The 4,774-nt window shown below is 72.9% G+C and carries 3 protein-coding genes and 1 pseudogene; all 4 read right to left on the bottom strand.

Annotation, left to right across the window (positions count from 1 at the left end):
• Positions 1-190 (bottom strand): annotated as a pseudogene (locus AX737_RS11540) (multidrug ABC transporter ATPase); the annotation flags it as partial.
• Positions 191-465: 275 nt separating this feature from the next.
• Positions 466-1,281, bottom strand: coding sequence for an aminoglycoside adenylyltransferase domain-containing protein (locus tag AX737_RS11535; RefSeq protein WP_066921451.1), 816 nt, complete (start codon positions 1,279-1,281; stop codon positions 466-468).
• A 134-nt stretch (positions 1,282-1,415) separates the two neighbouring features.
• On the bottom strand, positions 1,416-3,776 hold the full coding sequence (locus tag AX737_RS11530) for a heavy metal translocating P-type ATPase (RefSeq protein ID WP_066921447.1): 2,361 nt from the start codon (positions 3,774-3,776) through the stop codon (positions 1,416-1,418).
• Positions 3,777-3,882: 106 nt separating this feature from the next.
• Positions 3,883-4,416 (bottom strand): transglycosylase SLT domain-containing protein, encoded by a 534-nt coding sequence (locus AX737_RS11525; RefSeq protein ID WP_238231838.1) that lies wholly within the window; start codon positions 4,414-4,416, stop codon positions 3,883-3,885.
• Positions 4,417-4,774 lie beyond the last annotated feature (358 nt).

Here is a 4,774-nt window from a genome sequence, read left to right as displayed (position 1 = left end):
CCGTCCCGCGGGTGCGATGCCGCCGGGCGGCGGCCCAGCGCAGGCCCGACCGGATGGCGAGCCAAGCGGTCCAGGCAGGTGCCACGACGAGGACCAGGACCGTGACGAGGTCGATCCACCAGTGGGTGTGGGGGTGGTCGAGGCCCAACGTCCGATGGATCAGGTCGTGGATGATCGGCGGGGTCAGCAACGGGTACTCCTGGCGACAAGGCTCCGGCGTTTGTCCGGGCGGAAGGGCGCGGCGCGGCTTGCCGTGAGCCCGACGACCTCCGAATGGGCTTCGGAGGTCCGGCCCTGCCGGGAGCGCCCGCGGGCGCTCCCGGCAGAACGAAGGCCGATCTCGTCGGCGCCCCTCTCGCGGCCCGTCCGCAGGCCTGGCGTAACGGCCAAGCTCGGGACGGCACAGGCGGCCGCGCACCGCAGCGCGGCCGTTCCCGGCCGGGCGATGTGGGAGACCGAGCGCCCTCAGCCCGGTCCGGAACCGCCAGGACCGACGACGAGCGTTCGTGCGTCGTCCGCGACGAGGCGGACGAAAGCCAACGCGTCGCGGCCGCGCTCGCCGGGCGTCGCGTAGAGGCATTCCGCCCCCGGTTCCCTGCGGATGCGCAGGGCCTCGTCGATGATGCGATGCCACTCCGGCTGGAAGGTGATCAACCCGTACAGGCCGGCGTCGCTCTTCGAAGGCACGACCCCGGTCGCGAGGACGTAATGGAGCCGGCACATGCCGAGGACGAACCGTTCGACCCCGTTCGCCGCGAGGAGCGTCGCGTCCGCCGTATCGGGTCCGAGTCCAGCGCGCCGGCGTTCGTCGACGCTGGCCAGGGCCCACCGTTCCAGGTGGGTCGTTCCACGCCAGAGCCCGGTGCCCGCGCAGAGCGGACCGCGGATGGTGACCGCGCTGGCCCTCAGGACGCTCCAGGTGAGCGGATGCCGGTCGTGGCATCCCGACGCGAAGAATCGCCCGTGCCGGACGCAGGGGCCGTTCGGGACGGCAAGCGGGCCGGCCCGCAGGTCGTCCCAGGTCAGGTAGACGCCGTCGAGCGCCGGGGCCGGCCAGCCGCGGGCGAGGCCGGCATGAGCCTCGGCGAGGGCGGCCACCTCGCCCCGGCCCGGGCGAGCCTGGGACACCGCCACGAAATTCACGTCGCTGAGCGGGGGCCGAAAGTCGCCCATGGCGACGGAACCGACGAGGTACAAAGCCTCGACGAAGTCAGGGACGACGGTATCGACCATGGCGAGGTAGGCGCCCGTGACGCCGAGTGCGAGCGGGTGCGTGGTCATGGTCTCCACGGGCTCATGCGATTGCTCGAAGGAGGGAGGGGGGCACGGCCCAGAATTCGCCCGCGCCGGGTTTCCGCCCTACGGGTCGGGCCGGGCCCGTCGGCGGAGGGCGGCGCGCAGGCCATGGCCCTGCCTCAGCCGATCCGCGTCGTGCGGAGGCGCAGGGCGTTCCCGATCACGCTCACCGACGAGAGCGCCATGGCGGCCGCCGCGATGACTGGCGAGAGCAGGATGCCGAGGAACGGGTAGAGCAGCCCGGCGGCGACCGGCACGCCCAGCGCGTTGTAGATGAAGGCGAAGAACAGGTTCTGGCGGATGTTGCGCATCGTCGCCCGGGACAGGCGCCGGGCCCTGACGATGCCGACCAGGTCCCCGCGGAGCAGCGTCACGCCCGCGCTCTCGATGGCCACGTCGGTGCCGCCGCCCATCGCGATGCCGACATCCGCTGCGGCGAGGGCCGGCGCGTCGTTGATCCCGTCGCCGGCCATCGCCACGACCGCGCCCTGGCCCTGGAGCGTCCTGACCACCTCCGCCTTCCGGTCGGGAAGGATCTCGGCCTCGACCTCGTCGATGCCCAGCGACTTGGCGACGAACTCGGCCGTCGTCCGGCTGTCGCCGGTCAACATGACGATGCGCAAGCCTTCCCCCCGCAGCCTTCGCAGGGCCTCGAACGTGCTCGTCTTGACGGGGTCTTGGATGGCGATGACGCCGGCCGGCTTCCCGCCCACGGCGACGAGGACCGCCGTCGCGCCCCGGCTCCGCACCTCCTCGGCCCGCGCCTGGAGGAGCGTCACGTCCGTCCCCTGCTCCTCCAGGAAACGCCCGTTGCCGATGGCCACGCGCCGTCCTTCGACCGTGCCGAGCGCCCCCTTGCCGGTCGGTGCCTCGAAGTCGGACGCCACGGCGCCCGGGATGACCCGCGCTTCCGCGGCCCGGACGATGGCGAGGGCCAGGGGATGCTCGCTCGCGCGTTCGACCGCCGCGGCGAGGCGCAGCACGTCGGCGTCCGTGAAACCGGGGGCCGGGAGCACGGCGGTGACCTTGGGCTTGCCCTCGGTCAGGGTCCCCGTCTTGTCGATGACGAGCGTGTCGACCTTCTCCAACCGCTCCAGGGCCTCGGCGCTCTTGACCAGGACCCCGTCCTGGGCGCCGCGGCCGACCCCGACCATGATCGACATCGGCGTCGCCAGGCCGAGGGCGCAGGGGCAGGCGATGATGAGGACCGCCACGGCCGCGAGCAGGGCGTAGGTGAAGCGTGGCTCCGGCCCGAAGGCCATCCAGGCAACGAAGGCGAGGGCGGCGACGGAGATGACCACGGGGACGAACCAGGCCGCCGCATCGTCCACCAGTCGCTGGACCGGCGCGCGCGAGCGCTGGGCCTCGGCGACCATCGCGACGATGCGGGCCAGGGTGGTCTCGGCCCCGACACGCGTCGCGCGCATCACGAAGCCCCCGGTCGTGTTCAGGCTCCCGCCAACCACGAGGGAGCCGGGTTCCTTCGCGACGGGGATGGGCTCGCCGCTGATCATCGCCTCGTCCACGGCCGAGCGCCCCTCGACGACCTCGCCGTCGACCGGCACCTTCTCGCCGGGCCGGACGCGCAAGCGGTCCCCGACGGCCACCGCCGAGACGAGCACCTCCTCGTCGGTCCCTTCCGTCCCGAGACGCAGGGCCTTCTGTGGGGCGAGGTCGAGCAGCGCCCGGATCGCGCCCGAGGTGCGCTCGCGGGCCCCGAGTTCCAGCACCTGCCCGAGCAGCACCAGGACGGTGATGACCGCCGCGGCCTCGAAGTAGGCCGGCACCGCCCCGCCGTGGCCGCGCAGGCCTTCGGGGAAGAGCCCCGGCGCCACGGTCGCGGCGACGCTGTAGAGGTAGGCCGCGCCGGTCCCGAGGGCGATGAGGGTGAACATGTTGAGGCGGCGGTTCACCAGCGACTGCCAGCCCCGCTCGAAGAACGGCCAACCCGCCCAGAGGACGACGGGCGAGGCGAGCAGCAACTGGACCCAGTTCGAGGTTTGCAGGCCGAGGCGGTCGACGAGGCCCGTCAGATGTCCCCCCATCTCCAGGGCGAAGACGGGGAGGGTCAGGACGAGGCCGATCCAGAAGCGGCGGCTCATGTCCTTGAGCTCGGCGTTCTCGACCGGGCCGCTCGTCGGCGTGAGCGGCTCCAGCGCCATCCCGCAGATCGGGCAGCTGCCCGGTCGGTCGCGGCGGATCTCCGGGTGCATGGGGCAGGTGTAGACCGTGCCGGCAGGGGTTTCCGGCGGCCCTTTGTCAGCCGTCAGGTAGCGTGCCGGCTCGGCCACGAACTTCGCGCGGCATCCCGCCGAGCAGAAGTGGTAGGTCGCGTGGTCGTGCTCGGCGTGGTGGGGCGTAGCCGCAGGATCGACCCGCATTCCGCAGACGGGGTCCGTCGCGGCTTCCCCGGCCGCGTAGGCCGCGCCGTGGCCGCGACGGTGCCCGTGGGCATGATGCACGTGGTGACCGTGGTCCATGGGTTCAGACCTCCATGCGGCCGCCGCCGGCGGGGCGGACACGCGACTTGACGGCGGGCGGGACGGGGCTGGGACGGACGTTCAAGTGGCTTGCTCCGACAGGTTCTCAGCCGCCGCCCATGATGCGGTCGATGCGCGCCCCGATGCCGCGGACACGGGCCGCATGCTCGGCCCACAAGCGCCGCGCGATTGCCGAACGGGGATCCCGCTCCGTGAGGCGTGCCGCGGGAATCCCGCGGACGCCTTCCTGGAAGGAGGGTAAGGCGGTCCCGGCGAGCGAAGCGTCGGCCGCGGCGAGGCGGACCCGCACCCGCTGGCAGTAGGTGGCGGAGCGCGGGCTCATCCGCTCCTCGCCATGGCCGGCCCTGTACTTCATCAGCGTGCGGCAGAGATCGCCCTGCGCGAGCTTCCAAGCTTGTGCGAGGTAGGCCACGCCGAAGCGGATGTTGGTCGCGGGATCGAGGAGGGCCCCGGCGGTACCCGTGTGACCGAGCATGGCCGCGGTTGTCGGCCGGACCTGCATCAGTCCGAGCTCGCCGACCCCACCGACCGCGCCGGCATCGTACCCGCTCTCCACATACGCGACGGCATCGGCGATGGCCGGGGGCAATCCGCGCGTTTCGGCCTCGCGTGCGAGCATCCGCCGGTAGCCGGCCTGACCCGACGCCGCGTGAGCCGCATCGCCGGAGGACGACGGCGCGGCAGGGGCGGACGCGCCCGCGGGTCCATCCCCGGCAGCGACGGCCGGGGATGAAAGGAGGAGCGCCGCGCAGAGCACGAGGAGCAGCCGGGGTCGAGGACGTACGAGCGCGCCCGGCAGCCTTTGCCGCGCGCCGGCGGACGCTCCCCCGGGCGGGGACGCCGCCCTCATCATGTACGGGTGCCTCATCGCGCCTTCCGGAAGCGCGCGACCCCGAAAAGCGGCATCTCCGTCTCGGCCATCGAGCGCATGCCGGTCGAGGTCATCCGTGAGTTCCCTTTGTGGGTTAGTCCGGGGG

The organism is Methylobacterium sp. CCH5-D2, from assembly GCF_001556475.1.
GTDB lineage: Bacteria > Pseudomonadota > Alphaproteobacteria > Rhizobiales > Beijerinckiaceae > Methylobacterium > Methylobacterium hispanicum.
Note: the sequence above shows the minus strand (reverse complement) of the source record. Positions and strands in the feature narration are given on the sequence as shown.